Source organism: Burkholderia sp. Ac-20384 (assembly GCF_017104605.1).
Taxonomy (GTDB): domain Bacteria; phylum Pseudomonadota; class Gammaproteobacteria; order Burkholderiales; family Burkholderiaceae; genus Burkholderia; species Burkholderia lata.
In genome coordinates, this window is sequence record NZ_JAAGPE010000075.1 from 1 (window position 1) to 21621 (window position 21621).

The 21621-nt window shown below is 67.0% G+C and carries 25 protein-coding genes, 1 tRNA gene and 1 pseudogene; 20 read left to right on the forward strand and 7 right to left on the reverse strand.

Features of this window, described 5'->3' with window-relative positions:
* The 9 genes and pseudogenes from G3O00_RS43375 to G3O00_RS16865 all read left to right on the forward strand — a co-directional run.
* Window positions 1-163, forward strand: a pseudogene (locus tag G3O00_RS43375) (nodulation protein NfeD); the annotation flags it as partial.
* Window positions 160-933, forward strand: coding sequence for a slipin family protein (locus tag G3O00_RS16830; protein ID WP_174931382.1), 774 nt, complete (start codon window positions 160-162; stop codon window positions 931-933). The pseudogene G3O00_RS43375 and the gene G3O00_RS16830, both read left to right, overlap by 4 nt.
* Before the next feature lie 146 nt (window positions 934-1079).
* Entirely contained in the window at window positions 1080-2021 is a 942-nt protein-coding gene (locus tag G3O00_RS16835) for an Abi family protein (RefSeq protein ID WP_174931381.1), read from the forward strand.
* A gap of 490 nt (window positions 2022-2511) precedes the next feature.
* Complete coding sequence (locus tag G3O00_RS16840; protein ID WP_011354318.1) at window positions 2512-3411, forward strand: M24 family metallopeptidase; 900 nt, start codon at window positions 2512-2514, stop codon at window positions 3409-3411.
* A gap of 45 nt (window positions 3412-3456) precedes the next feature.
* The gene (locus G3O00_RS16845) at window positions 3457-5244 is read left to right on the forward strand and encodes an SDR family oxidoreductase (RefSeq protein ID WP_206143678.1); all 1788 of its coding nucleotides are present in this window, start codon (window positions 3457-3459) and stop codon (window positions 5242-5244) included.
* Window positions 5245-5274: 30 nt separating this feature from the next.
* Complete coding sequence (locus G3O00_RS16850; protein ID WP_206143679.1) at window positions 5275-6180, forward strand: metal-dependent hydrolase; 906 nt, start codon at window positions 5275-5277, stop codon at window positions 6178-6180.
* A gap of 78 nt (window positions 6181-6258) precedes the next feature.
* On the forward strand, window positions 6259-6546 hold the full coding sequence (locus tag G3O00_RS16855; RefSeq protein ID WP_011354315.1) for a hypothetical protein: 288 nt from the start codon (window positions 6259-6261) through the stop codon (window positions 6544-6546).
* A 251-nt stretch (window positions 6547-6797) separates the two neighbouring features.
* Window positions 6798-7187, forward strand: coding sequence for a DUF2917 domain-containing protein (locus tag G3O00_RS16860; protein ID WP_206143697.1), 390 nt, complete (start codon window positions 6798-6800; stop codon window positions 7185-7187).
* A 326-nt stretch (window positions 7188-7513) separates the two neighbouring features.
* The gene (locus tag G3O00_RS16865) at window positions 7514-7888 is read left to right on the forward strand and encodes a DUF2917 domain-containing protein (RefSeq protein ID WP_206143680.1); all 375 of its coding nucleotides are present in this window, start codon (window positions 7514-7516) and stop codon (window positions 7886-7888) included.
* A 160-nt stretch (window positions 7889-8048) separates the two neighbouring features.
* Here the strand turns inward: G3O00_RS16865 and G3O00_RS16870 are convergent, their stop codons facing one another.
* Window positions 8049-8327 carry a hypothetical protein gene (locus tag G3O00_RS16870; protein WP_011354312.1) on the reverse strand — a complete coding sequence of 93 codons (279 nt, stop codon included), beginning with the start codon at window positions 8325-8327 and terminating at the stop codon, window positions 8049-8051.
* Window positions 8328-8565: 238 nt separating this feature from the next.
* Entirely contained in the window at window positions 8566-8973 is a 408-nt protein-coding gene (locus G3O00_RS43380; RefSeq protein WP_241025185.1) for a hypothetical protein, read from the reverse strand.
* A gap of 143 nt (window positions 8974-9116) precedes the next feature.
* Between G3O00_RS43380 and G3O00_RS16885 the strand changes: the two genes are divergently transcribed.
* Window positions 9117-10418: an NCS2 family permease gene (locus G3O00_RS16885; RefSeq protein WP_011354310.1), complete on the forward strand. Its 1302-nt coding sequence runs from the start codon at window positions 9117-9119 to the stop codon at window positions 10416-10418.
* A 107-nt stretch (window positions 10419-10525) separates the two neighbouring features.
* On the opposite strand, the gene G3O00_RS16890 is transcribed toward G3O00_RS16885, so the two are convergent.
* Window positions 10526-12484 (reverse strand): serine protease, encoded by a 1959-nt coding sequence (locus G3O00_RS16890; protein WP_206143681.1) that lies wholly within the window; start codon window positions 12482-12484, stop codon window positions 10526-10528.
* 233 nt (window positions 12485-12717) lie between these two features.
* Window positions 12718-13005 carry a DUF1488 domain-containing protein gene (locus G3O00_RS16895; RefSeq protein WP_011354308.1) on the reverse strand — a complete coding sequence of 96 codons (288 nt, stop codon included), beginning with the start codon at window positions 13003-13005 and terminating at the stop codon, window positions 12718-12720.
* Window positions 13006-13033: 28 nt separating this feature from the next.
* Between G3O00_RS16895 and G3O00_RS16900 the strand changes: the two genes are divergently transcribed.
* A complete protein-coding gene (locus G3O00_RS16900) occupies window positions 13034-13252 on the forward strand; it encodes a hypothetical protein (protein ID WP_157687240.1) in 219 nt (72 codons plus the stop codon).
* Here G3O00_RS16900 and G3O00_RS44135 read toward each other — a convergent pair.
* Window positions 13246-13521, reverse strand: coding sequence for a DUF2964 family protein (locus G3O00_RS44135; protein ID WP_307873415.1), 276 nt, complete (start codon window positions 13519-13521; stop codon window positions 13246-13248). The genes G3O00_RS16900 and G3O00_RS44135 overlap by 7 nt on opposite strands.
* A 338-nt stretch (window positions 13522-13859) precedes the next feature.
* On the opposite strand from G3O00_RS44135, the gene G3O00_RS16910 reads away from it, so the two are divergent.
* From G3O00_RS16910 to G3O00_RS16945, 8 genes are all read left to right on the forward strand, one after another.
* Window positions 13860-15764, forward strand: a complete 1905-nt coding sequence (locus tag G3O00_RS16910; protein WP_206143682.1) for a sigma-54-dependent Fis family transcriptional regulator — start codon at window positions 13860-13862, stop codon at window positions 15762-15764.
* Between the two features lie 88 nt (window positions 15765-15852).
* Entirely contained in the window at window positions 15853-16155 is a 303-nt protein-coding gene (locus tag G3O00_RS16915) for a 2Fe-2S iron-sulfur cluster-binding protein (RefSeq protein ID WP_206143683.1), read from the forward strand.
* Between the two features lie 59 nt (window positions 16156-16214).
* Complete coding sequence (locus G3O00_RS16920; RefSeq protein ID WP_011354304.1) at window positions 16215-16709, forward strand: SRPBCC family protein; 495 nt, start codon at window positions 16215-16217, stop codon at window positions 16707-16709.
* A 92-nt stretch (window positions 16710-16801) separates the two neighbouring features.
* Window positions 16802-17179 (forward strand): DUF2946 domain-containing protein, encoded by a 378-nt coding sequence (locus G3O00_RS16925; protein WP_174931373.1) that lies wholly within the window; start codon window positions 16802-16804, stop codon window positions 17177-17179.
* A 302-nt stretch (window positions 17180-17481) separates the two neighbouring features.
* Entirely contained in the window at window positions 17482-17847 is a 366-nt protein-coding gene (gene copC / locus G3O00_RS16930) for a copper homeostasis periplasmic binding protein CopC (RefSeq protein ID WP_206143684.1), read from the forward strand.
* 80 nt (window positions 17848-17927) lie between these two features.
* Window positions 17928-18374, forward strand: a complete 447-nt coding sequence (locus G3O00_RS16935) for a copper chaperone PCu(A)C (RefSeq protein WP_206143685.1) — start codon at window positions 17928-17930, stop codon at window positions 18372-18374.
* Between the two features lie 31 nt (window positions 18375-18405).
* Complete coding sequence (locus G3O00_RS16940; protein WP_167316034.1) at window positions 18406-18579, forward strand: hypothetical protein; 174 nt, start codon at window positions 18406-18408, stop codon at window positions 18577-18579.
* Window positions 18580-18677: 98 nt separating this feature from the next.
* Entirely contained in the window at window positions 18678-19307 is a 630-nt protein-coding gene (locus G3O00_RS16945) for a LysE family translocator (RefSeq protein WP_011354300.1), read from the forward strand.
* A 15-nt stretch (window positions 19308-19322) separates the two neighbouring features.
* On the opposite strand, the gene G3O00_RS16950 is transcribed toward G3O00_RS16945, so the two are convergent.
* On the reverse strand, window positions 19323-20648 hold the full coding sequence (locus G3O00_RS16950) for a leucine-rich repeat-containing protein kinase family protein (protein ID WP_206143686.1): 1326 nt from the start codon (window positions 20646-20648) through the stop codon (window positions 19323-19325).
* Between the two features lie 141 nt (window positions 20649-20789).
* Here G3O00_RS16950 and G3O00_RS16955 point away from each other — a divergent pair.
* Window positions 20790-20874, forward strand: a tRNA-Leu gene (locus G3O00_RS16955).
* A gap of 319 nt (window positions 20875-21193) precedes the next feature.
* Here G3O00_RS16955 and G3O00_RS16960 read toward each other — a convergent pair.
* Entirely contained in the window at window positions 21194-21613 is a 420-nt protein-coding gene (locus tag G3O00_RS16960; protein WP_206143687.1) for a biopolymer transporter ExbD, read from the reverse strand.
* Window positions 21614-21621 lie beyond the last annotated feature (8 nt).

The following is a 21621-nucleotide window of genomic DNA, read 5'->3' on the forward strand; positions in this document are numbered from 1 at the left end:
CGTGCGCGGCGAGCGCTGGCGCGTGGCCAGCAGCGCGCCGCTTGCCGCCGGCTGCCGCGTGCGTGTCACCGGCCGCCACGGGCTGCTGCTCACGGTCGCCCCGCTCTACGACGTGCCGGGGCAGGAACACCGTCAAGAACAACACCAGGGAGAACCTTCATGATCGGCTACACGTTCGGCTTCAGCAGCGTCCTGATCGTCTTCGTCGTCGTGCTCGTCGCGTCGTCGATCCGCATCTTCCGCGAGTACGAGCGCGGCGTGGTGTTCATGCTCGGCCGGTTCTGGAAAGTGAAGGGGCCGGGGCTCGTGCTGATCATCCCGATCGTCCAGCAGGTCGTGCGGATCGACCTGCGCACCGTCGTGTTCGACGTGCCCGCGCAGGACGTGATCACGCGCGACAACGTGTCGGTGAAGGTCAATGCGGTCGTGTATTTCCGCGTGGTCGATCCTGAGAAGGCCGTGATCCAGGTGGCGCGCTTCGTCGAGGCGACGAGCCAGCTCGCGCAGACGACGCTGCGCGCGGTGCTGGGCAAGCACGAACTCGATGCGCTGCTCGCCGAGCGCGAACAGCTGAACGCCGACATCCAGAAGACGCTCGACGCGCAGACCGATGCGTGGGGGATCAAGGTGTCGACGGTGGAGATCAAGCACGTCGACCTGAACGAGACGATGATCCGCGCGATCGCGCGGCAGGCCGAGGCCGAACGCGAGCGGCGCGCGAAGGTGATTCATGCGGAAGGCGAACTGCAGGCGTCGGAGAAACTGCTGCAGGCCGCGCAACGGCTCGCGCTGCAGCCGCAGGCGATGCAGCTGCGTTATCTGCAGACGCTGACGACGATCGCGGCGGACAAGAATTCGACGATCGTGTTTCCGCTGCCGGTCGATCTGCTGGGGGCGTTGCTGGAGCGGTTGGGAGGGAAGCGGGAGGGGTAAGGCAGGCATTCGGATTCGCCGGACGAGGAACGACAGGAATCGATATCGACCGGCGCCCGCCATCTGCCGAATGGTATGGAAGGTGGCCGCCCACGATCCATTGGCGTATACAACGAGATCCGCATGCATGGCAGTACGGATCAACAATGGGCAAGACTCGGACAAGGAAGACGGTATCGGCAACGCCAACCAGGGCTTATGGCAAGGTGGCCCTCAGCGCCGAGGAAACACTGCATCGCTTGTGGCAACGCGGTTTGCGCATCGACGATCGCCCCGCGAATTTGCGCATGCTCCGGTCGATCGGCCATTTCCGGTTGCTGGTCTACATGCGCCGGTTTCAGAACCCCGCTACCAAACGGTTCTGGCCTCGAACCCGGTTCTCCGACATCGTTGAACTCTACGCATTCGATCGACGTCTGCGCTCGGTCACGATGGATGCGATCGAGCGCATCGAGGTTGCGTTACGCGCCGCACTCAGCAATCCCCTCGCAATCGACCACGGCAGCCACTGGTATGTCGAGAGGGACCGTTTCGTCGACCTGCGCCACTACGCGCGCGCCCTGGATCAGATCGCCCGGGAATGCGAAACCCGGAAAGGCTCGGCGCTGACTCACTACTATCGCACCTATGCCAGTCCCGATCTGCCGCCAATCTGGCTGGTCTGCGAGCGGCTGAGCCTGGGCGCGTTGTCCCGGATCTTCAGTGCGCTCTCGATGCGCGACCGCAAGGTCGCCGGGCGCCATGCATGGCCGGACATCCCTGATACGGTGCTCACCAGCTGGCTGCAATCGCTCACCGACTTACGCAATGCGTGTGCGCATCACGCGAGGCTCTGGGGAATGAAGCTGACGGTATCGCCTCCCGCCAAGCCGGGCGGGCGAAGTCTCATCCGCTATGCCCCGGAAATGGCCCGGCCGGAGACGTTCTACGCCCGTGCGACGATGATGAAGGCCCTGCTCGACCCACTCGGTCATGGCGGCGAATGGCGCGACACCTTGCGAGCGACGTTGATGGGGTGCGAACACGTGGACCCGGCGACACATCTCGGCTTTACGACCGATTGGCACTCGACGCCGGCGTGGCAGTGAGTTCAGAGCGGATGCGACGGAACGCGCGACAAGATGCCCGTCACGCGCCGCCTTCGACACCGATGCACTTTTGACATCCGGTCGATACTTCGCTAGCATCACCGATGAAAACGCTGGGGACGCCTCTCGACGATGCGCAACACTTCAGACGGCAAAAGGACGCGCAAGCGTCCTTTTTTTATTGCCGAATTGCTATCGGCATTGCGCGCACTTCGAGTGCTGGATCGGTCCGTTTGCCGGATTCGTTGTCGCCCCGATCCTGGCGGCCATGCAGCGCCCCCCCCCCCTCTGCGACGGTCTCCTGTCTAGAGCTTCCCCTCCATTTCCCCCTTCCATTAGGACAAATCCTCACGTCTAGGGGCTGGCGCGCGTCCCGGAACCGTCTATGATCATTACATCGCTCAATGACACATTAAATGCTGACTGAATAACCCGCACTGGTGACGCCGGCGGGCGCATTCCGGATCAGCGCCCCAAACGGAGACGCATCATGGCCGATCACCATCCGCTGCCGGAAGTCCACCTCGACGAGCTGCCGCAATTCCGCGCGGTCCAGCAACTCGCGTACCGCTGCGTCGAAACCGTCGGCGCGATGCTCTACCCCGGCATCACCGAAAAGGAAGCCGCGCGCCTGCTGACCGAATGGCTGCAGGACAACGGCGTGCACGACTGGCTGCACAAGCCGTTCGCGTGGTTCGGCGACCGCACCGCGTTCGAAGGCTTTTCGGGCCTCAAGCACATGGGCGGCTTCAATCTCGCGTTCTTCCCGAGCAACCGCCAGCTCGAGACCGACATGCCGGTGATCCTCGACGTCGCGCCGGTACTCGACGGCATCGTGGCCGACGTCGGCTACGCGCACTGCCTCGGCCACAACCCGATCCTCGAACAGCTGCAAGACGACCTGATGGACCACCGCGACATGATCGTGCGGCTCGTGAAGGAGCGCCGGTCGATGGCCGAAGTCGCGCAGGAAGTCGACGCGCTGTGCCGCCGCCAGGGCGTCGAGCCGCGCCACAAGGCCTATCCGTTCAAGGTGCTCGCGCATCGCGTCGCGAAGATCCACAAGCTGTCGAAGCCGCGCTTCGTCGCGCGCTTCGGGCTGAACGCAACGCGCAACCTGCTGCTCGACCAGGGCCGCGCGGCGAAACAGCAAGGCTGGTCGCCACTGTGGTCGATCGACCGCCGCTCCGAGCATGCGCCGGTGCCGGGCCTCTGGGCCGTCGAGCCGCATCTCGGCTTCGCCGGCGTCGGCGCGAAATTCGAAGAGCTGCTGGTCATCACCGAAGACGACGCGTACTGGCTCGACGAAGACCTGCCGCACGTGCGCCGCTGGCAGCGCCGCCAGGCCGAGCGCACGCAGGCCATTGCGACCGTGCCGGCCGCCGCCTGACGCGGACGCGCCCTTCCTCCCGAATCCCTGAACGACGGACTCACGATGCAGCCTCTTTCCGACGAAGCGCCGCTGGCCCTGTTCGAATCGGTTCATAGCGAAACGGCAGTCGCCTCCGGCGACCTGACGCTCGCGGTCAAGACCTGGGGCGACCCGGCCCGCTCGCCGGTCGTGCTGGTGCACGGTTATCCCGACGACAGCAGCGTCTGGCAGCACGTCGCGCCGCTGCTCGCGCGCAAGCACTACGTGATCGCGTACGACGTGCGCGGTGCGGGCCTGTCCGGCGTGCCGAAACGCACGGCCGACTACCACCTCGCGAAGCTGACCGACGACTTCGTCGCGGTGATCGACGCCCTCTGCCCCGGCCGCGCCGTGCACCTGATCGCCCACGACTGGGGCTCGATCCAGGGCTGGGAATTCGTCACCGACCCGCGCCTCGCCGGCCGCATCGCGTCGTACACGTCGTGTTCCGGGCCGTGCCTCGACCACGTCGGCTTCTGGCTACGCGAACGCGTGCTGCGCCCGACGCCCGCATCGCTCGCGAAGCTCGGCGGCCAGCTCGTGCGGTCGTGGTACGTCTACTTGTTCCACCTGCCGTTCATCCCCGAGCTCGGCTGGCGGCTGTGGCTCGGCCGCGCGTGGCCGCGCCTGCTGCGCCGGCTCGAGAAAACGCCCGCCACGCCGCGCCCGACCCAGGCCGACGACGGCGCGCGCGGCGTGCGCCTCTATCGCGCGAACTTCATCCGCTGCCTGTTCGCCCCGCGCGAACGCTACGCGCATGCGCCGGTGCAGACGATCGTGCCGCTCGGCGACAAGTACGTGAGCCCCGCACTGTCCGAGAACCGGTCGCGCTGGGTGCCGCAGTACGACCGCCGCGAGGTCGCGGCCGGCCACTGGCTGCCGCTCGCCGATCCCGCGCGCTTCGCGGATCTCGCCGGGCAACTGATCGACGCGGTCGAATCGGGCAACGAACCGCCCGCGCTTGCAAACGCGCGCCGCCGCGCAACGAGCGGCCGTTTCAGCGGCAAGGTCGCGGTGGTGACCGGCGCGGGCAGCGGCATCGGCCGCTGCGCGGCGCTCGCGTTCGCCCGCGAAGGCGCAACGATCGTCGCGTGCGACATCGATCTCGCGAGCGCCGAACGCACCGCGCTGCTGATCGGATTGACCGGTGCGCAAGCGCACGCGAAGCGCGTCGACGTCGGCTCCGCCGATGACATGGAAGCGCTGGCGACGTGGGTCGGCAGCGCACTCGGCGGCGCGGACGTCGTGATCAACAACGCGGGCATCGGCATGGCCGGCGGCATCCTCGACACCAGCACGCGGCACTGGGAGCGCATCCTGCACGTGAACCTGTGGGGCGTGATCCACGGCTCGCGGCTGTTCGCGCAGCAGATGGCCGCGCGCGGCACCGGCGGGCACATCGTCAACACCGCGTCGGCCGCCGCGTTCGGGCCGTCGCGCGACCTGCCCGCGTACGCGACGACGAAGGCCGCCGTGCTGATGCTCAGCGAATGCATGCGTGCGGAACTCGCGGAGCAAGGCATCGGCGTGACGGCCGTGTGCCCCGGCTTCGCGGAGACCGGAATCATGGCGTCGACGCAATACGCGGGCGCCAACGCACAGGACGAAGCGCGGCTGCGCAAGCGCGCGACGAAGCTGTACCAGATGCGCGGCCTGAAACCCGAAACCGTTGCACAGGCGATGGTCGACGGCGTGCTGCGCAACCGCCCCGTCGTCGCGGTCGGCGGCGAGGCGCACGCGATGCGCTTCGTCGGCCGCTTCATGCCGTGGCTCGGCCGGATGATCGCCCGCGTCAGCATGGCATCGCATTGACGGCGCACGGCGCCGCACAGGGAGACACAAATGACCGATACCGCCGACTATCACAAGATCAAGGCCCGGCACGTGAAGTTCGACTTCAGCGACACGCCGATCACGTGGGTGCCGAACGACCCGGGCAGCACGCACATCATCAACACGCTGAACCTGCTGTTCCCGGAAGGCGAGCTGTGGTTCTGCCGCGTGTACAACAAGGCGCTGCCGCTGATCACCGATGCGCGCCTGCGCGACGAGGCCGAAGGCTTCCTTCGCCAGGAAGCCGTGCATTCGCGTTCGCACGGCGGCGTGCTCAAGCACTACTACGACCGGCACGGGATCGACACGAAGCCGTTCACGCAGAAGCTCAACCGCCTCTTCACGCGCGTGCTCGGCGAGCAGCCGCTCGGGCTGAAGATCGGCCACACGCGTTTCTGGCTGCGCCAGCAGCTCGCGGTGATCGCGTCGCTCGAGCATTTCTTCGGCTATCTCGGCAACTGGGTGCTCAACGCGCAAGGGCTCGACGAAGGAAAGGCCGACCCGACGATGGTCGACCTGCTGCGCTGGCACGGCGCGGAGGAAGTCGAGCACCGCACGGTCGCGTTCGACATCTACCGGCACCTGGGCGGCACCTATCCGGAACGCTGCGTGCACATGGCGTTCGTGATCCTGCTGCTGCTCTACTACATCACGACGGGCGCGAAGTTCATGTACCGGCGCGACCCGGCCGCCGGCCGCTACCCGGGTTTCGTGCTCGCGTGGTGGCAAGGCTCGCGGCGCGGGCACCTGCCGTCGTTCTGGAAGGTGATCGGTGCGGCGCTGCGCTATTTCAAGCCGAGCTATACGCCGCACCACGAAGGCTCGACCGAACAGGCACTCGCCTACCTCGCCCGCTCGCCGGCCGCGCAGGCGGCCGCGCACGGCGGCAACTGGGGCACGACGAAGGGTGCCTGAACGGGCTTCCTGCCGGCTCGGCGGGCGCCGCCCGCCGAAATGCGTACAATCGCGGCTTCATTTCCCGGAGGTGCCGCGATGGCCATGAAGAAAACCGATCTCGAAAAGAACAAGGCGCTCAAGCTGACGCACGCGCTGAAGCAGTCAAGCTCCGCGCGTTTCGGCAAGGGTGCCGACGACGCAGCCAAGCTCGACCGCCGCGCGCAGCGCAAGCTCGACCAGGAACAGGGCCTCGTGCCGTTCGCCTGCAAGCTCAACGCCGACCTCGTCGAACAGCTCAAGGCCCGCGCGGCCACGCACCCGGAAGGGATGACGGGCCTGCTGTCCGAGCTGCTCGTGAACGGGCTCGCGCAACGCGACGCGTGACCGACACGTATCTCGAAAATTACGTTGACATTGCTGCGTCGGCGCGACACACTCGTTCGCATGCCTACGCTCAAGCCCGCCGCCATCGCGCATAAAACACCAGTGAACGCCAATACGTGGCGATCACCGGGGGCGCTTGTGCGTTAGCATCGAGATTCAGTTGCGCATGTCACAAGGCCTCGCCGGAAACGGATGAGGCCTTTTTGTTTTGGTGCGCGTCATCCCGCCCGGCTCAACGGATGGAGATGACGATGGACCAAGCAAGCCGGCTGGTTGTCTGCCCCGATCGGTGCCGCACCGATGCGATCGCATTGCCGCGGGTCGTGATGCAATTCACGGTCGCGCCGCGCAAGACGCTGACATGGTGCGCGCAAAACGACGCCGAGATCCGTGTGCACGATGCGACGCTGTGGGTCACGCGGCTGGGCAGCGTCGACGATTACTGGATACGAACCGGCGACGTGCTGCACGTGCAGCGCGGCGATCGCATCTGGATGAGCACCGACGACGACCGTCCGGCCGAAGCATCGATCACAACTGCATACGCAATGAAACGCGGCGCGTGGCTGGAGCATGCGCTCGTGCGAATGCGCAGCTTGCTGCGCGGGCGATGTCGAAGTCGAAGCCGAAGTCGCACATGACGAAAGCGCCGCTGCGCACTCGCTACGGGGATGCAGCGGCGTCACGCAATGCCAGGTGCGCGCGTCGATGCATCGCGCTCGCCTATCCCGAAAATTATCGTTGACAACGCCGTTCCACGCAGACAAACTCGTTCGCATGACTACGTACATGTCCGTCGCCGCCGTGATTCATCGATCGATGAACATTCGAAAGAATGGTTCACGGGAGGCGCGTGTGCGTTAGCAGTCGAGCAGTACCGCATGTCACACAAGGCCTCACCGGAAACGGATGAGGCCTTTTTGTTCTGGTGCGCGTCATCCGTCCGGCTCACTGAATGGAGAAGACGATGGACCAGGCAAGCCCGCTGTTTGACCGTCCCGATCGGCGCCGCGCCGGCACGATCGCGTTACCGACTGTCGTGATCCGTTTCGCGGTCGCGCCGCGCACCACGCTGACGTGGCGCGCGCCGCGGGACGCGGAGCTCCGCACGCATGGCGCGGCGCTGTGGGTCACGCGCCCGCCGTGCGTCGACGACTACTGGGTGCAGCCCGGCGACGTGCTGCGCATCGCACGTGGCGAGCGCATCTGGCTCGGCACCGATGCGGACCGGTCGACCGAAGCGACGCTCACGACCGCATTCGTGCGTCGCGGCGAGCGCTTCAGGCGCACGCTCGCGCAAGTGCAACGTTTGCTCTTCGGGGCAGGGAGAACGAGCGGATAAGCGACGCGCCGTCAGGCACGCGAGACGCGGAACGGCCGCGACCGGAAACGGACGCACCTGCGGCGTAACGCGCCGCAGGTGCGCATCGAATGACGCGGCACGCCGGTGCGTGCCGCGTGCGATCGCGCGCCGTGCGCAGCGACGGGATGCAACAGGGGCATCAGGTGCTGGCGGCGAGACGCGGGCCCGTGCTTCGGGGAGTGGACTCGAGGTCGGGACGTTGCGCTGCCTGCGAGGTCACCCACGGATCGATGCCCTGCTTCTGCACCTCTTCGAGGAATGACACACGTGTGCGCCAGTAATCCGCTTGTAATTTCGCGTCGATGACGCGCTGTTCGGCAGCGAACAGTTCCATGCGCGCCGTCACGAGCATCGACGCAGCGGTTTTTTCCGGCGTGGGGGCGTGTCGCATCGCCCAACGGCTGATCCAGTTCAACATGCTGACCTCCGTGATTACGGACGAACCCGCATCGGGCAATCGCAAGCGGCCGTGCCTGCCCGAACACGCAACGGCCTTGACCGCACTACACCGCCCGGCCTGCACGGACTGCGACTCCCCCGCGTCGGCAATTACCGGCCGGCGTGTGCATGCGCGGTGTATCTATCCTAGAAAGACTTGCCGGTTTATGCGATGGGGTCTTGCAATCTTTTACACAGAAACCACAGTCGCCCCCGCATCACGAAATGACAGTTGCGGGCGGGACGGCTTCGGCGCAGGATAGCCCGATATCTGCAACCGCCTGGACTGACGAATGGCCGCTGCACGCCGCTGCCGGGCATCCGCACCGGCCGCGCACGTGCGTTTGCGCGCACGCGCTGCATGCTCCGCGTTCGTCCAGCATGCCGGCGCTCGGTTTCAGTCGGATGTCATCCCGCACCCGCGCCGCGCGATACGCCGCGCGTGCCGCCCTGCACGCCGTTGCGCACGCATCGGCCGGCGTCGTTCGCACATCCCGCTCCCGTTTCAGCCATTTCTTCCGGCCCGTTCCGCCCGAACCGGTAAAATGCGCGCCTTCGCCGCGCGGCCGGGCTGCCAGACCGTTCGCGCGCAGGCAGCCGATCGATCTTTCGATCGTGCCCTCCAACTATATCGTCCGAGCTATCCGCGCTATTACAATCCGCCGATAGCCGGGCAATAGTGGCTGGTTACAGTAAGCCGGCCGCGCGCTGCCTTTACAACAATTCGGCACAACAAGCAACACGACAACCCGACCGGAGAAACGCCTTCATGGAATCCATCAAGCGGTATTTCGGCTTCGCTGAAGCCGGCACCGACTTCCGCACCGAAATACTCGCGGGCGTCACCACGTTCCTGACGATGGCTTACATCATCTTCGTCAACCCCGCGATCCTCGGCGACGCCGGCATGCCGAAGGAATCCGTGTTCGTCGCGACCTGCCTCGTCGCGGCACTGGCGTCGCTCATCATGGGCCTGTACGCGAACTACCCGATCGCGTGCGCGCCCGGCATGGGCCTGAACGCGTATTTCGCGTACACGGTCGTCAAGGGGATGGGCTTCACGTGGCAGGCCGCGCTCGGCGCGGTGTTCATCTCGGGCTGCCTGTTCCTGCTCGTCACGCTGTTCCGCGTGCGCGAGGCGATCGTCAACGGCATTCCGAAATCGCTGCGGATCTCGATCACGGCGGGTATCGGCCTGTTCCTCGGCATCATCTCGCTGAAGACCTCGGGCGTGATCGTCGGCAACCCGGCCACGCTCGTCACGCTGGGCGACCTGCACAAGCACGACACGATCCTCGCGATCGTCGGCTTCTTCACGATCGTCACGCTCGACCACCTGCGCGTGCGCGGCGCGATCCTGATCGGCATCATCGGCGTCACGATCCTGTCGTTCTTCTTCGGTGACAACCAGTTCCACGGCGTGTTCTCCGCGCCGCCGTCGATCGACGCGACGCTGTTCAAGCTCGACATCCGCGCGGCGCTGTCGACCGGCATCATCAACGTGATCCTCGTGTTCTTCCTCGTCGAGCTGTTCGACGCGACGGGCACGCTGATGGGCGTCGCGAACCGCGCGGGCCTGCTCGTCGAAGGCAAGATGAACCGCCTGAACAAGGCGCTGCTCGCCGACAGCACGGCGATCGTCGCGGGCTCGGTGCTCGGCACGTCGTCGACCACCGCGTATATCGAAAGCGCGTCGGGCGTGCAGGCTGGCGGCCGCACGGGCGTGACGGCCATCACCGTCGCGGTGCTGTTCCTCGCGTGCCTGTTCATCGCGCCGCTCGCCGGCGTCGTGCCGGCGTACGCCACGGCACCGGCACTGCTGTACGTGTCGTGCCTGATGCTGCGCGAGATGGTCGAGGTGCCGTGGGACGATGCAACGGAAGCCGTGCCGGCTGCACTGACCGCGCTGCTGATGCCGTTCACGTACTCGATCGCGAACGGTGTGGCATTCGGCTTCATCGCTTACGGCGGCCTCAAGCTGCTGACGGGCCAGGCCCGCTCGGTCAAGCCGATCGTGTGGCTCATCGCAGCCGTGTTCCTGTTCCGCTTCTTCTATCTCGGCAGCGAGTGACGGTGGCGCTTCGGCGCGATGCTTGATGCATGATGAAAAAACGCCACCTTCGGGTGGCGTTTTTCGTTGTGCGCGCCGTGACTGCCGTGCCGCCTTGTCCGCGCGGATCAAGGGGTCGCGACGCCCTTGAGCTCCTCGTCGTACAGCCGCTGCGCCAGCGTCGGGTCGAGCGTCTTGACGCGACGATACAACTGCACCGCGTCATCGGCCCGCCCGGTGCGGCGATAAGCGACCGCCAGGTTGGCCATGACTTGCGCGTCGTCGGGGTACGCGCGGTTCAATTCCTCGAAGATCCCGACTGCCGCGTCGGGCCGCTTGCCGCGAATCGCCGCGATGCCCATCGCCTCCCGCGCCAGCCGGTTCGACGGGTCAAGCTTCAATGCATGCGCCGCCGCGGTCGACGCTTCGTCGGGCTGGCCGATCTGGTTCAGCTCGCCCGCGAGCACCACCCACCCCGCCGGTAGCGATTCGTCCAGCGCAACCGCGCGCCGGAACGATGCGACGGCCTGCACATGCTGGCCCAGTTGCGCCAGCGTCACGCCGTGCATCCGCCATGCCCTCACGTCTGCGTCGTTCAGCTTGATGGATCGATCAAGTGCACTCAACGCATCGACGTAGTTCGACTGCGTCATGTACAGCGCGCCGAGCCGCAACCAGTATTCGGCATTGTCCGGCGCCGCTTCAACCGCACTGTGCATCGCGGTGGACGCATTGCCGGACTGGCCTTGCAGCGCATACGCCTGGGTTAGCGCACCCTGAATGAGTGCGGTCGTGGCGGGATCGCTGCCCTTCTGCGCGCTCAGTGCATGCTGGTAACTGGCAATCGCGTCCGCCAGGTGGCCGAGATCGTATTGCGCGCGGCCGAGTGCGTACCAAAGCCGCATATCGCCGGGAAAGGCCTTCAACCCGTCGTGCAGCACGCCGATGGTGGCCTGGGCATCCGGCTGCGTCGAGGCCAGCAGACTCCACGCGTCGGCCTGGCGCGAACCGGACAGCTCATGTACGCCCCGTTCGAACAACGGTCGCGCAGCGGCCTTGTCGCCGCGCCGCAAATACGCGATGCCGAGATTCATCGGCAGCATCGCGTCCGACGGATCGGCACGCATGCCGGAATGAAACGCGTCGAGTGCGCGATCCATCTGCCCCAGCTCGGCATAGGTGTTGCCGAGCGAACTCCAGCCAAATACGTACGACGGGTCGTTTTCGACCGAACGGCGATAGGCGGCCAGGCTGAGCGCACCGCGATCGGGCAGCCGGCTCATGTGATAGGCATTGCCGAGGTTGTTCCAAGCCCACGCGCTTTGCGGTCGCGCTGCCGTCCATGCAAGGTCATGGCGAATCAGCCCGTCGACGTCGTTCGCCACCGCGTACGCGCGCGCCTGGCTCATCCAGGCGGTCGCTTCGAGCGGCAGGTCGACGGCCGGCATCTTCGCCGCCACGGTCGCAATCCACTCGACCGGCAGCACCATGTAGAGCGACGCGGCATTGTCCGCGCGGGCGCCCACCATGCCGATCAGATTGCCCTGCTCGTCGTAGACGCCGGCGCCCGGTTCGGGCAGGCGCGGCGCCGCCGGATTCGGCGACGCGAGCACGCCGGAATGCATGCCGCCGTCCGCGGCCCATGCATGGCAGCATGCGCGCAGCGCAACGGGATCACGACGGCCGAATCGCGCGCCCGCCAGATAGACGGTCGTGGCCGATTCCGGGCTTCGCGCCGTCAACGGCACGGCGGCGACGTCGAGATCCGTCGCCTCGACGATGCAGATGTCGCGATCCTGGTTGCCCGCGACGAGACGCGCGGGAAGACGGTGGCCGTCGGCCGAGGCGATGTCGAATGCCGGCCGGCCCGCGAGCCGATGACACGGCGTCGCGACGCGACCCGGCGCCACGACGATGCCGCCCGTCGTGACATCGCCCGCGACGATGTTGACCTCACCTGGCGCACCCTGACCGATCGCGTCGTCATCCGATCGAACCACCGCATCGGCCATCGACATGCCGGCTGCGAGCAACCATGCGCCTGCCAGCAGACGGCGCGCCTTCCCCCATCCCGAACGAGTATCCACGTGCGGTGCCCTCTTTTTATTGTGTTGGTATTCGAATGATTTTCTCTGCGATCCTGACGAATCGAGACGCCGGTTCGTGTCGGCACACTAGCAGCCGGCCCGGTGCAGCAGCAATCCGGTGCGGCCCGCATACGAAAATGCCGCCCGGCCCCGCCGAACGGCATCGCATGAAAGGCAACGTCTTCGCGTGCGCAACGCTCAGCGATGCGCGCCGCAAGACGAGCGTCGTGTCATCAGCGCCAGTTGGCCTCGTAGAAGCGGACGTAGCCGCTGCGCAGCGTCACGCATTGCGCGCGCGTCTCCGACAGCAGGCGCCGTGCAGCCGCCTCGATACGGTCGCGGTGCTGGTCGAATGCGCCGACCATGTCCTCGAAGCGCGGCGACGCCGCGCCGAAGTGATCTTCCAGCGCCTCGGCGGTGATCTGACATTGGACGCGCTCGCCATTGACCAACGCCGTGAACGCAAGCATCAGGTCGCGCCCCGAATACTCGGGCTTCTCGTTCGTGAAATGGATCTGCATGGGAGCCGCCTCGACCGGTAGAAAACGAATGACCGCGTCCGTCGTCCGCTACCGGCCGGACGAAATGTACGCGGGCTCGCCGGCGGAGGCGCGGCCCGCGGATGATGGCGCGGACAATGCATGCCGGTTGCTTTCCACTTTAGACGGTTTCGCGCAGGAGACAAATTTTCCGGCATGCGTCGTTCCGACGCGCATTTCCTCTGATCAGCGCGGCATCCGGCACCGTTTCGACAAGCGGCGTCAGTGAGGATCGTTCGGCCAGACGTTGAGCGCGATGGCAGCCGTCGTGGCGCCCACCGCAATCGCGGCCGCCCCGTATCGCACCGCATCGGTCAGATCGAACAGCAGCCCGTGGATCGCCACGGCGATGCCGCCCAGCATGATGAAGGTGGCGATGGCCGCCAGCACGACTCTCAGTTCCGTCCGAACCATGATGCCTCTCCCGAACGGATGCATGTCGCGTCGCATGCATGTTGCAATGCGGAACACGGCGCGTGCGTGCTCCATTTCCATCATTGCAGGCGGCCATTTAAAAGCAAGGGGATTTTGTTCGCGGTCGCGCTTCGTACGCGGCGCTTGTATGATGATGCGTACCCGGATGGTTGCCGTTCGCACACCGATGGTGCGCCGCACGTGGAGGCGGGAATCCGTGGAGGATTTCGGTGCGTGTGCGGGCGCCGAGAGACGGTCTATTTCGAGAAGCATGGGGCATCAGCAAGCGCTGAAGCGTTAGCTGCGGCCGACCGCGAAGCATGGGGTCCCAGTAAGCGCTATAGGGCTAACTGGGACCGACCGCGAAGCATGGGACAGCAGTAAGCGCTGAAGCGCTAACTGCTGTCGACAGGAGACAAGTCATGCCGCAACCCTTCGTGCTGCCCGCCACCGCGGGTCGCACCGACCTGCTCGCGCAGGCGCATGCGCGCTCGACCGCGGTCGGCCTGCGCGCGCACGAACGCCCGGATTTCTCGCCGCTGTCGCGCATCGCGCTGCGCGAACTGCTCGACACGAATCACGCGCTGTTCTCGCACGCCCGCCCCGTGATGGAGAACCTCCACGCGCAAATCGCCGACACGCAAAGCCTCGTGCTGCTGACCGACGCCGACGGCGTGATCCTGCACAGCATCGGCGACGCAGACTTCATCGAGAAAGCCAACCGCGTCGCGCTGTGTACCGGCGTCTCGTGGGCGGAAGGCGCACGCGGCACCAACGCGATCGGCACCGCGCTCGCATCGGGCCAGGCCGTCGCGGTGCATGGCTCCGAGCACTTCCTGCGCGCCAATCACATCCTCACCTGCTCGTGCGCGCCGATCTTCGACCCGTTCGGCCGCACGCTGGGGACGCTCGATGTCAGCGGCGACCCGCGCGGCTCGAGCCCGCATACGCTCGCGCTCGTGCGGATGTCCGCGCAACTGATCGAGAACCACCTGTTCGCGAACCAGTGCGCAGAAGCACTACGGCTGCGCTTTCACGCGCACGAGGAATGCGTCGATTCGCTGTTCGCCGGGCTCGTCGCATTCGGCCCCGACGGCGGGCTGATCGCCGCGAACCGCAGCGCACAATTCCAGCTCGGCGCATCGTTCGACGCACTGCAGCATCAGGCCAGCGACGCGCTGTTCGGCATGCGCTTCGGCCAGCTCGCGCAGCAGGCGGCACGCGCACCCGGTGCGATGTTCCGCCTCACGCTGTCGACCGGCGTGCGCGTGCTGGCGCGCTGCGAATTCGCGGAAGCACACAAGACCACCGTCGCCGTCACGCCGCCCGCACCCATCGCGCGCGCTCGCACGCCGGACCCCGACACGATCACGTTCGCGACGCTCGACACCGGCGACGCGCGCATGGCCGCCGTACTCGAGCGTGTCGCGAAGATCCGCGGGCGCGACCTGCCGCTGCTGATCCTCGGCCAGACCGGCACCGGCAAGGAATGGCTCGCCCGTGCGCTGCACCAGGCTTCGCCACGCGCGGACGGCCCGTTCGTCGCGGTCAACTGCGCGGCGCTGCCCGATTCGCTGATCGAGGCCGAGCTGTTCGGCTACGAGGACGGCGCGTTCACCGGCGCACGCAAGCGCGGCAGCCCCGGCAAGATCGTGCAGGCCGACGGCGGCACGCTGTTTCTCGACGAAATCGGCGACATGCCGCTCGCGCAGCAGGTCCGGCTGATGCGCGTGCTGCAGGAACGCGCGGTGATGCCGCTCGGTGGCGCACGCGCGGTGCCGGTCGACGTGCGCGTGGTCTGCGCGACCCATCGCGACCTGCGCGCGATGATCGCGGAAGGCACGTTCCGCGAAGACCTGTTCTACCGGATCAACGGACTCGCGGTCACGCTGCCGGCACTTGCCGCACGCACCGACCTGCCCGCGCTCGTCGAGCGGATTCTCGCGCGGCTCGCGCGCAGCGAACCGATGCCGCGCCGCATCGCGGCCGACGTGCTCGACGCGTTCACGCGCCACCGCTGGCCCGGCAACCTGCGCCAGATGACCAACGTGCTGCGCACGGCCGGCATGCTCGCCGAAGACGAAGCGGAAATCACGCTTGCCCATTTGCCCGACGATTTCTGGCTCGACTGCGACGACGCACCGGCGGCGCCTGCCACCGCAGCGCCGGCCGGATCGGCCGGCACGCGCGAAGGCACGACGCTGCAAAGCCATCAGGCCGCGGTGATCGACGCCGTGCTCGCGCGGCATGGCGGCAACGTGTCGGCGGCCGCGCGCGAACTCGGTCTCGCCCGCAATACCGTGTACCGGCACCTGCGCCGGCATTGACACCAGCGGCCGGCCGGCGCCGGCCGGCCGCACGTTCGGGTATGCTTGGCGCGTTGTCGCCGAACCGCCGCCCGCCTCTGCCTCCGCCATGACCGATCCGGAATCCCTCCCCCTCGTGCGCATCGAGCCGCTCGGCGCGACCTTCGATGCACCCGATTCGCTCACGCTGCTCGAAGCCGCCGCGTTCGCGCACGTGTCGCTGCCGCGTTCGTGCCGCAACGGCACGTGTCGAAGCTGCCTTTGCCGGATCGTCAGCGGCAGCGTACGCTACACGATCGAATGGCCGGGGCTGAGCCGCGAGGAAAAGGCCGACGGCTATACGCTGCCGTGCGTGGCCGTCGCGACGTCGGACCTCGTGCTCGACGTGCCCGACGCCGTCATGCTCGACTAGACGCGGCGCGCGGATCGCGCGTGCCGTCCAGCAAAGGTTGATCCTGAGTGGAGAACGTCATGACCCAGCAAACCGATCGCATCGAAAAACAGGCCCGGCTCAACGCATCGCCCGACCGCGTGTGGGAAGCCGTCAGCAATTCCGGCGAATTCGGCCAGTGGTTCGGCGTCACGTTCGACGGGCCGTTCGCGGCCGGCCAGCCGCTGTTCGGCCGCATTACGCCGACCCGCGTCGACGACGACGTCGCCAAGGCGCAAGAGCCCTACGCGGGCACTGTGTTCGAAATCGTCGTCGACCGCGTCGAGCCGAAGCAACTGTTCTCGTTTCGCTGGCATCCGTTCGCGATCGACCCGAACTTCGATTACTCGGCCGAGCCGATGACGCTCGTCACGTTCGCGCTCGCCGCACAGGCCGGCGGCACGCTGCTCACGGTCACCGAAACGGGCTTCGATCAGTTGATCGAAGCGCGCCGCGCGAAGGCGCGCGAGATGAACGACCAGGGCTGGGCCGCGCAGATGACGTTGATCACGAAATACCTGGCGAAGCACGCGTAGCGCGCCGCCACGCCGCAGGTCCGTGCCGACCTGCGAATCGACGTGCGTGGCATAATCCGCTCCATCGTCGCCCAACCATCGCCGCGCATCGCATGCTGAGTCGTCGCCTCCGGAAGATCGGCAGTCTGATCGGGATGCTCGCCATCCTGATGACGGCGCTCGCGCCGACGATCTCGCAGGCACTGACGACGCAGCAGCGCGTCGATACGCTGCTGGCCGGCTACTGCACGGCCGCGCCGGCCACCGGCGAGCGCGCCACCGATTCGTCGGAAAAGCGCCTGCAGGCCCACCTCCAGGCATGCGGCTATTGCAGCCTGCTTGCCCATACACCCGCACTGCCCGCGCCCGAACTGACGTTCGCGGCCAACGTGCACGTCATTCAGCATCGCGAAGCGACCCGCTTCGAAAGCCTGCGCCGCGCGCTGCCGCTCACGGCCGCGCAGCCGCGCGCCCCGCCGATCGCGTCCTGATTCGTCGTCAACGCCCGTGATGCCATGACGCATCGCGTGGTCCGCGCACGCCGCCGGCGTGCGCGACGTGTCACGTTTCGAAGGACGATCATGTGTCACCGGTTTGCGCGCGGCGTTACGCCGTGCTTGCGGCTGGCTGCTCCCGGTTCGTACCGTCGCGCCGACATTCGCTTGCGAGCGAACGTCCGGTCGCGCACGTTCGCGCCGGCATCGGCCGCCATCGGTGCTGCTGCGCGGGTGCCGATGCATCCGTCCGTCGAATCCGTGTTGCGCCATCCGATTCGCCACTCGCCCACTCACCCATGAAAACCACGCCTTTCATTCGCGGCATACTCGCCGCACTCGGTTTCGTCATCATCCAGGCCGCCCACGCACACGCGCTCCCGAAGGCGCAGGAACCGGCCGCCGACGCCACACTGTCGACCGCACCGCACGCGGTCACGATCGGTTTCAGCGAAGCGCTCGAGCCCGCTTTCAGCTCGATCGCCGTCACCGACAGCCACGGGCAGTCGGTCGTCGCCGGGAAATCGTCCGTCGATGCCGGCAACCGGAAACGCATGCAGGTCGCGTTGACCAGCCTGACGGCCGGCACGTATACCGTCGCGTGGATTGCGGTGGCCAGCGACGGCCATCGCACGCAAGGCCACTACGCATTCACGCTGAAATGAGGTTCGCGACGCGCATCGGCGTTTCGCGCCGGTCGCGTCGCCCCGTTACCTTCTGCATCCACCCATAAGGAGAACCAACCATGAAACGCTCGATTCCGACCGGCCTGCTGTTCGCCCTGCTCGCGCTGCACGCCCACGCCACGTTCGCCGCGCCGGCCGTGCAGGCGGAAAACTGCTGGATCCGCGCAATGCCGGCGGCCGTGCCGTCGTCCGGCTACTTCACGCTGAAGAACGACGGCGATGCACCCGTCACGCTGACGGGCCTCGACTCGCCCGCGTACGGGATGGCGATGCTGCATGAAACGCAAACGAGCGGCAGCACCGCGAAGATGGTTCACGTCGATGCCGTCGAAGTGCCCGCGCACGGTACGGTGACCTTCAAGCCGAAGAGCTATCACGTGATGCTGGAGCAACCGCGCCAGGCGGTCGCGCCCGGTGCGAAGGTGCCGTTCCGGCTGCATTTCGCCGACGGCTCGACCGTGTCCGTGACCTGCGACGCCAAGGCGCCGACCTACGCCGGCCAGTAACGCCCCCCGCCCCCGATCGAAGGAGACGCACATGAAACACCGCCTGCCGCTGGCCGACCTGATCGTCCGCTACCGGACGCCGCTGAACGTCGCCGTGATGATCGTCTGCGGGTTATGGGCCGGGTGGATCGCATGGATGACGCGGCCCGCCGCGATCGATACGCCGCCGTCGATCCCCGCGTACTGCATGCGCGACGCAAGCTGACGCGCGCGACGGCGCGGTTCCGGCGCCAGCCTGCGCCAATTATTGGCGTGGCATCATCGCTTCATCCCGCCCGCCGGAACCGCCTCTCGGAGCGCCGCATGTCCATTCAGACCTGGATGCTGTTTGCCGCAGCCTATCTCGCCACGACGCTGTCGCCGGGGCCCAACGTGCTGCTCGTCATCCGCAACACGGTGCGCTACGGCACGCATGGCACGGCCGCGACGATCGCGGGCAACCTCGTCGCGCAAGGTGTGGTCGTGGTGCTCGTCGCGCTCGGCGTCGGCGCGGTGCTGGCCGCGATGCCGCCGCTGTTCGTCGCGATGAAGGTGGTCGGCGCCGCGTACCTGGTCTTCCTCGGTGTCCGGCAACTGCGCGGCGACCGCAAGGCCGCCGCTTCGACCGGGGCGGCGGAGATCGCCGTGCCCGACCGCCGGAAACTGTTCCGCGAGGCGCTGTTCGTATCGGGCAGCAATCCGAAGACGATGATCTTCCTGTCGGCGTTCATGCCGCAGTTCGTCGTGCACGACCGCCCGCTCGCGCTGCAGTTCGTCGTGATGTACGCGACGATCGCGTGTACCGTCGTGGTCGTTCACAGCGTCTACTCGGCCGGCGTGCGCCGGCTCCATCGCGGCTTCGGCATGAGCCGCACGGTGCGTGCGCTCAAGCGCGCGAGCGGGCTGCTGTTCGTCGGGCTCGGGATCAAGCTGCTGACTGCACGGCAGGCGTAAGCGAGCGCGTGCCCGTCAGCGCGTGCGTGCGGCCAGCTCGGCCGCGATCTCGCCGAACGACGGTCGCGCATCGACGTCTTCACTCAGGCAGGCCACGGCGAGCGCATCGAGCGCGCGCCTGCCGGCCCAGGTGCGCGGTTCGCATCGCTCGAGCAGCTCGCCAAGCAGATAGCCGAACGCCCGCACCTCGAGCCGTTCGAACGCCGTAGCACGCGTGCGATCGTTCGTATCGTAGAGCGACGCCGCGCCGAAATCCCCGAGCAGCGCACCGCCTTCGCCATCGTGCAGGATGTTGTGCGCGTACAGGTCGCCATGCATGATGCCGCGGGCGTGCAGATGGCCCGCCGCCGACGCGATGCCCTGCGCGATCCGCACGGCTGCGGCCGGTTCGAATCGCGCGTCGGCCGCATACACGTCGCGCGTGCAGGTCGCGAAGCTCGGCGGTCCGGCGAGATTGGTGAGCGCGGGATCGACCAGTTCCATCACGAGGCCGTGCGTGCCGTCGGGATGCCCGCTCACCTTGCCGATCACCGGGATCATGCCCGGATGGCGGCCGGCGTGCAGGCACGCGGCCATTTCGCAATCGGGCAGGCCGTCGCTCGTCACCGCGCCCTTGAACAGCTTGACCGCGACCGCCCGTGGCGGACGCCCATCCGCATGCCACTGCGCGCGATAAATGACGCCCGACGCGCCCTCGCCCAGCTTCTGCTCGCATGACAGCGACGCCCAGTCGATGTCCGCGACCTCGTCACCAGCCGACGCCGCGGCTTCCGGCGCGGCGCCGAACGGGTTGCCGGCGGCGGCGAGCCACGCGAGTCGCGGCAGGCGCAGCAGCCAGTCGGGCAGTGCGTCCAGCCGGTTCGCGGACAGCCGCACCAGTTCGAGCGCGCGGCATGCGGCCATTTCCGCCGGCAGCGTGCGCAACCGGTTGCCCGCGAGCATCAGCTTCTGCAGCCGCGAGCAAGCGCCGATGTCGGCCGGCAGTGCGTCGATGGCGTTGTCGGTGAGGATCAGCCAGCGCAGCGCGGGCGGCAGCGACCCGCTCGGCACCGTCTGAATCCGGTTCGCCTTGAAGCCGATCATGTCGAGCTGCCCGCACGCGCCGAGCACGTCGGGGAAGGCGGTGAAGCGGTTGCCGGACGCGAACAGGATGCGCAGGCGGTGCAGCCGCGGCAGATCGTCCGGTAGCGCGGAGAGCGCATTGCCGGTCAGGTCGAGCACTTCGAGCGTGTCGGCAAGATCGAAGATCTCGCGCGGGAATGCCGTCAACCCGCACGCGAGCTTGAGTTGCCGTGCGCCGGCGAGCTGGCCGGCCTGCAGTTGGTCGAGGGTGTTTGTCACGCGGAGAAAACGGGTGGCGGTTGCGACGATCGTCGGGTCGATCGCCCGAATTCTACCGGGATCGCCTGCGTGAATCCCTTCAATGTGTCACACCCCCTTCACAAACGCGCAACGTCACGCTAGAATTGCGCCCCTTGCAGTGCCGACGTGGTGAAATTGGTAGACACGCTATCTTGAGGGGGTAGTGGCGAAAGCTGTGCGAGTTCGAGTCTCGCCGTCGGCACCAAAAAAGCGCTCCAGCCCGTAAAGTACGGGCCGGCCACGCGCCATCCCTTCCGCAGCGTTCCGCTGCACACTCCCGTTCGCCGGACACGCAATAGATTCCGCAGGACTTGCTCCAGCGGGAAACCGACGCAGTCGCGACGTCGACTCCAGCCGTATCCGTTCTCGAACACCTCGATTTCCATCGCCGTCGATCGCGCGAAACACCGCGTTGCGGACGAGAACGTCGTGCGCCGCGAGCACCGGCCTTCGCAAACGTCTCCCCGCCCCCAAAGCGATTGCATCGGTCCTCGCACGCACGCCGCCCCGATCGCGCCGCGCACCTACTCCATGTACTGCTCGTTACCCATCAAGCCGATCTTCGTCGCCCCCAGGCGCTGCGCGGACGCCAGCACGGCGGCAACGTCGCGATACGGCGCCTGCCGGTCCGGCCTGAGCCGGATCTCGGCCTGCACCGGTTCGGCCGCGACCTGCGCGAGCTTCGCTTCGAGCGCCGCACGATCGGGCAGGCGCGTGCCGTTCCACGACGTCGCGCCGTCGGCAGCCACGTCGATCTGCACGATCTCCGGCTTCGCGGCCGGCGGCGCGTCGCCGACCGGCAGATTCATCCTGACCGCATGCATCTGGATCGGAATGGTGATGATCAACATGATCAGCAAGACCAGCATCACGTCGATCAGCGGCGTCGTGTTGATGTCCACCATCACATCCGGCTCGTTGCCCGACGAAACGTTCATGCCCATGACTGTCT